We start from the raw sequence: 5,319 nt of genomic DNA, 5'->3' as shown, positions 1-5,319 counted from the left end.
GCTCACGTCGAGGCGCCGCCCACTCGACTTGAGCATCCGCTCGACCAGCTCGTCGACCTGGGCACGAGTGAGCACCAGGTTGGTCAGCTCGTGGCGGCCCTGGCGTGCCACGAAGACACGCGAGGGATCGTTGATCCAGATCTCCTCCACGGTCGGGTCGTCGAGAAAGGGCTGCAACGGCCCGAACCCCGACACCCGCGCGACCAGCTCGCCCACCACTGCGTCCACGTCGCCGATCGGCGAGACCATCCCGGTAAGGCTGCGCTCGTCGTGCGCCCGCACCACCCGATCCGCCAGGCGCCGTACGACGTCGGCGTCTCGCTGTGGGTCGACCCCCTCACGGCGCACCAGGTCGCGCACTGCGGCGTCGAGCGACTCCACCACAGCGGTGTCGTCGCGACGCTCGCCCGAGCTCGCGGCGCGCGTGATCGTCATGCGGTCCCCGTTTCCCGAGTCAGGTTCCTGGTGCACTGGCACGTGCATCGAAGGTGCGTTGTTCAGCACCGTAGGCGAGCACCTACCCAGGCGGAAGGCCGTCTAACCCCGCCTGTGGACAACGACGCGGTACGCCGCAACCGATGCGATGCAACTCGTCCCGTCCCCACCGACCTGGGCCCACCGTCGCTGGGTGACGGTGCCCGGTGACCCGCGTGCGGCAGGTCAGCCCACCGGCGCCGGCGGCGGGCCCAGGATCTCGATGTTGAACTCCGCAGCCACCTGGGCCACGAGCGCGCCGTCGACCGGCGCGGGCTCGGGCAGCGTCGGCCCGTCGGCCGGCTTGCCGAGCTTGGCCACGAACTTCTCGAACTGGCCCGGCGTCGTCAGCTGGAGCACCCGCGCGGTGTCGGAGAGGATCTGGAACTGGTGCGGCAGCCCCTTGGGCAGCCAGGCCATCGCCCCCTCCTGGTGCACGGCCTCCACCCCGCCACAGGAGAACCACACCTCGCCCTCGAGCACGTAGAACATCTCGTCCTCGAGGTCGTGGCGGTGCAGGGGTGGGCCGAAGTTCTTGGGTCCGACGAACTCCATCACGTTGAGCACGTCGTTGGACATCTCGCTGGTCACCTTGGCGGTGAACAGGTTGTCGAGGAAGTGGAAGTGCTCCCCCTCGTCGCGGGCCAGGATGCTGGGTGTCTGAAGAGTCATGCTCGCGACGCTAAGACCACCGCCGGTGCGCCGCCATCCCGCAATCGTGGGGGTGTCCGGCCGGTGCCAATCGGCGTAGCCTGCTGGAGGTGGGCCTGACCACCATGATCGCCGCCCGGGACCGCCTCGTCGCCGCAGCCGACGAGGCCCTGACGGGTGAGCAGGTCTGCGCCGAGATCGCTCGGGCCCTCCAGCGCGTGGCGCCGTACGACGCCGCGGCGGTGATGACCACCGACCCCGACTCCCACCTCCCCGCGGGTGGAGTCGTGTCCGGCTTCGACGCCTCGGAGTGTGCGCCGTTCTGGGACAACGAGCTGCTCGACCCCGACTTCAACAAGTTCAACGACCTCGCGCGCTCCCCCGACCCGGTCGCGACCCTCGTCGAGGCCACCGACGGAGACCTGACACGGAGCCCCCGCCACCAGAAGCTGTATGCCGCCTACGGCGCGAGCGACGAGCTGCGGGCCGTGGTCATGGCCGGTGACCGTTGCCTGGCGATCGGCGCCTTCGTCCGCACGGGCGGCGCGGTCTTCGACGCTCAGGAGCTCTGCGACGTCCGCGCCCTGCTCGCCCCGGCCACCACGCTGCTGCGTCGAGCGCTCGGGCGTTGTGCTCCCACCGCCTCGATGCCCGCACCGACCGTGCTCATCCTGGACGCCGCCGACCGGGTGATCAGCATGACCTCGGACGGCGCAGCGATGCTCAGCGAGCTGATGACCGGTCAGCTAGGTGTCAGCAGGGCGCTCGAGGGCACCGACCCGCACGCACTGCCGGGCACGATCCAGGTGGCGGTCTCGCACACGCGCGCCTCGCGCTCCTCGACCCGGTTCACCACCCGTCTGCGCGGACGCAGCGGTGTCTGGGTGCAGGTGCACGTCGCCTCGCTCGACGGGCCGGGCGAGCAGGTGGCGGTGAGCATCGACGCGATCCGCTCCGCCGAGCTGATCCCGCTGCTGCTGGAGTCCTACGGCCTGACCACTCGCGAGATCGAGATCGTGCTCTGCCTGTGTCGGGGCCTGCCGACCAAGGAGATCGCCGCCGAGCTCGCGATCTCGACCCACACCGTGCGCGACCACCTCAAGGCCGTCTTCGAGAAGACCCACGTGACGACCCGTGGCGAGCTGGTCGCCGGGCTCTTCACCTCCCAGCTGCTCACCGGTCTGCACGAGACGACCGAGCGGATCGAGGACCCGGTCGGGCGCTGACTGGGTGTGTCCCTGTTGAGACCGAGGCGCACTCACCTGCCGAGGACAGCGCGCTCCGACCAGAGAGGCGATCGGTCACGTGATCCTGCCGGGTCGAAACCGGTCGTTCGTGACCGATAGAGGGTGTCCGCGGACGCCCGAGCATGCCGTGATTCGCTCAGCCAGGCTTCGCGTCGAGGCCGAGCGCGTTGGCCCACAGCCGCGTGCTGGTCTCGACGAGGTCGTCGACGGCCAGGTCGAGCCCGAGCGCGAACGTCGTGTACGCCAGCCGCGCGACCATGCCCGACAGGGCGCGCGCCGTCATCAGCGGGTCGAGGTGCGCATCGACGAGGCCGGCGTCCTGCAGCCGGGAGATGCCCTTGGCGTTACGTCGTACGAACGTCTCGCCGCGCTCGAGGCGCTGACGCCGGAAGTCGTCGTCGATCGTGGCGACCTGCTCCTGGAGCATCATCAGCCGGGCGTTGCGCCGGTAGGAATCGAAGTAGGCCCGGTTGCTGGCCTCGATGACGGCGACCGGGTCGGCGCCGTCCTCGACGTGGGGCATGCCGGGGTGCAGCATGTCGTCCTGCGCGGCCTCCATCACCGCGAGGAAGACCTCTTCCTTGCTGGCGAAGTGGGTGTAGAACGTGCCAACCGAGCAGGACGCTTCGGCCGTGATGTCGGTCAGGCGCGAGGCGAGGAAGCCGTCCCTCTCGAAGACCGTCCGCGCCGCCGCCACCAGGGCGGCGCGCGTGCGGGCGCCTCGCGCCGTGACCGCCATCGCCGTCCCTACTTCTTCTTGTTCCAGTCGGGGTCGATGCGGCGCAGCTCGACCTGGGCGATGGTGCGCTTGTGCACCTCGTCGGGACCGTCGGCCAGACGCAGCGTGCGCTGGTGGGCGTAGAAGCTCGCCAGCGGGAAGTCGTCGGTGACGCCTCCTCCACCGTGCACCTGGATCGCCCGGTCGATGATCTTGAGCGCCACCTGCGGGCCGGCCACCTTGATGGCGGCGATCTCGGTGCGCGCCTTCTGGTTGCCGACCGTGTCCATCAGCCACGCGGTCTTGAAGGTCAGGAGCCGGATCATCTCGATCTCGATGCGTGCCTCGGCGATCCAGTCCTGGATGTTGGAGCGGTTGGCGACCGGCTGACCGAACGTCACCCGGTTCTGCGCGCGCGAGATCATCAGGTCCAGCGCACGCTCGGCCATGCCGATCGAGCGCATGCAGTGGTGGATGCGGCCGGGACCGAGGCGGGCCTGGCTGATCATGAAGCCGTCGCCCTCGCCGGCGAGCAGCGCCGACCTGGGCACCCGGACGTCCTCGAACAGGATCTCGGCGTGGCCCTCGCGGTCCAGGTAGCCGAAGACCGGCAGGCCGCGCACGATGGTGACGCCGGGGGTGTCGATCGGGACCACCATCATCGACTGCTGGCGGTGGGTGGCGGCCTCGAAGTCGGTCTTGCCCATCACGATGAGCACCTTGCAGTTGGCGTGCAGCGCGTTGGAGGCGAACCACTTGCGACCGTTGAGCACGTACTCGTCGCCGTCGGCCACCATGCTCAGCTCGACGTTGGTGGCATCCGAGCTGGCGACGTCGGGCTCGGTCATGCAGAACGCCGAGTTGATCTCGCCGGCCAGCAGGGGCTTGAGCCACTTCTGCTTGTGCTCCTCGGTGCCGAAGAGCTGGAGGACCTCCATGTTGCCGGTGTCGGGCGCGTTGCAGTTGGTCGCCTCGGGCGCCAGGTAGGGGCTGCGGCCCATGATCTCGGCGAGCGGTGCGTAGTCGAGGTTGCTGAGACCCGGCGAGCCCCACTCCTCGCTCTCGTGGGGGTGGAAGAGGTTCCACAGGCCCCGCTTCTTCGCCTCGGCCTTGAGCTCCTCGAGCACCGGCGGGTGGAAGTTCGGGTTGCCCGACTCAGCCATCTGAGCGGCGTACACCGCCTCGGCCGGGTAGACGTGGGCGTCCATGAAGTCCAGCAGCCTCTCCTGGTACTCGAGGGCGCGCGGGCTCGGGGCGAAATCCATGAGGTCTCCTAGGTCAGCGGGTGACCTCGGACGATAGTTGAACCTGGATTCAGGTTCAACTTCCTGTCCGCGCCCGCTCGACCTCCAGCCGAGCTGCCGCCGCGACGTCCGCGAGCGGCCCCACGACGTCGACCGTGACCCCGCGCTCGTCGTCCTCCAGCGGTTCGAGCGTCGCGAGCTGAGAGGCGAGCAGCGCGGCCGGCATGAAGTGCTCGGTACGGCGCGCCATCCGCTCGGCGAGCACCTCGGCCACGGCGTGCAGGTGCACGAAGAACACCTGCCCCTCCTCGACACCGCTGCGCAGGACGTCGCGATAGCTGCGCTTGAGCGCCGAGCAGGTCAGCACCACCGAGCGGTCGGCCGCACGCTCCTCGCGAGCCAGCGCAGCCAGCACCTCCAGCCACGGCCACCGATCGTCGTCGGTCAGGGCGACCCCGGCGCTCATCTTGTCGATGTTGCTCGCCGGGTGGAAGGCATCGCCCTCGACGAGGTCGACGCCGAGCCCAGCAGCGAGCAGCGCGGCAACCGACGACTTGCCGGTGCCGGAGACCCCCATGACGACGATCACCAGCGCCCCGGCCGAGCCGGTCACAGATATGACCTTAGGGTTCGACCATGGCGACGGTGTACGACAACGCGATCAGCGAGCTCGGCGGTCGGATCGTGCGGGGCGCCCTCGAGCCGGGCACCCGGATCACCCTGGAGTGGCTCGGTCAGGAGTTCAGCATCTCGCGCACCATCGCACGTGAGGTCGTGCAGGTTCTTGCCTCGATGGGTCTCGTGCGAAGCCGACGCCGGACCGGTGTCACCGTGCTCGAGCGCGACGAGTGGGACGCCTTCGACCCCGCCGTGATCCGCTGGCGCCTCGACGGCCCGGAGCGGCGCTCCCACCTGATCGAGCTCGCGCAGCTGCGAGCAGCTGTTGAGCCCGCGGCGGCCGCGCTCGCGGCAGCCAGAGCGGACG

General features: G+C 69.6%; 6 protein-coding genes and 1 pseudogene. 2 read left to right on the top strand and 5 right to left on the bottom strand.

Annotated features, from left to right (window positions below; all coding sequences use genetic code 11):
• Window positions 1-435 (bottom strand): annotated as a pseudogene (locus tag VOI19_RS13590) (CpaF family protein); the annotation flags it as partial.
• Between the two features lie 225 nt (window positions 436-660).
• Window positions 661-1,146, bottom strand: a complete 486-nt coding sequence (locus VOI19_RS13585) for a quercetin 2,3-dioxygenase (RefSeq protein WP_323793500.1) — start codon at window positions 1,144-1,146, stop codon at window positions 661-663.
• Window positions 1,147-1,235: 89 nt separating this feature from the next.
• Here VOI19_RS13585 and VOI19_RS13580 point away from each other — a divergent pair, with 89 nt between their 5' ends.
• The gene (locus VOI19_RS13580) at window positions 1,236-2,351 is read left to right on the top strand and encodes a helix-turn-helix transcriptional regulator (protein ID WP_323793499.1); all 1,116 of its coding nucleotides are present in this window, start codon (window positions 1,236-1,238) and stop codon (window positions 2,349-2,351) included.
• A 157-nt stretch (window positions 2,352-2,508) separates the two neighbouring features.
• On the opposite strand, the gene VOI19_RS13575 is transcribed toward VOI19_RS13580, so the two are convergent.
• The 3 genes from VOI19_RS13575 to VOI19_RS13565 are packed head-to-tail and all read right to left on the bottom strand — an operon-like array spanning window position 2,509 to window position 4,947.
• On the bottom strand, window positions 2,509-3,111 hold the full coding sequence (locus tag VOI19_RS13575) for a TetR/AcrR family transcriptional regulator (RefSeq protein WP_323793498.1): 603 nt from the start codon (window positions 3,109-3,111) through the stop codon (window positions 2,509-2,511).
• 8 nt (window positions 3,112-3,119) lie between these two features.
• Window positions 3,120-4,355 (bottom strand): acyl-CoA dehydrogenase family protein, encoded by a 1,236-nt coding sequence (locus VOI19_RS13570; protein WP_323793497.1) that lies wholly within the window; start codon window positions 4,353-4,355, stop codon window positions 3,120-3,122.
• A 55-nt stretch (window positions 4,356-4,410) separates the two neighbouring features.
• Complete coding sequence (locus tag VOI19_RS13565; protein WP_323793496.1) at window positions 4,411-4,947, bottom strand: gluconokinase; 537 nt, start codon at window positions 4,945-4,947, stop codon at window positions 4,411-4,413.
• Window positions 4,948-4,970: 23 nt separating this feature from the next.
• On the opposite strand from VOI19_RS13565, the gene VOI19_RS13560 reads away from it, so the two are divergent.
• On the top strand, window positions 4,971-5,319 hold a 349-nt coding region (locus tag VOI19_RS13560; protein ID WP_323793495.1), incomplete at its 3' end, for a FadR/GntR family transcriptional regulator.

The organism is Nocardioides sp., from assembly GCF_034670285.1.
In the GTDB taxonomy this organism is placed as follows: Bacteria; Actinomycetota; Actinomycetes; order Propionibacteriales; family Nocardioidaceae; genus Nocardioides.
The sequence above is the reverse complement of the archived record's forward strand: the minus strand, read 5'-3'. Positions and strand labels throughout refer to the sequence as shown.

Bases quoted from the DNA above. Each gene is read 5' to 3' on its own strand.
- VOI19_RS13585 (WP_323793500.1), bottom strand. From the start codon at position 1,146: ATGACTCTTCAGACACCCAGCATCCTGGCCCGCGACGAGGGGGAGCAC.
- VOI19_RS13575 (WP_323793498.1), bottom strand. From the start codon at position 3,111: ATGGCGGTCACGGCGCGAGGCGCCCGCACGCGCGCCGCCCTGGTGGCG.
- VOI19_RS13570 (WP_323793497.1), bottom strand. From the start codon at position 4,355: ATGGATTTCGCCCCGAGCCCGCGCGCCCTCGAGTACCAGGAGAGGCTG.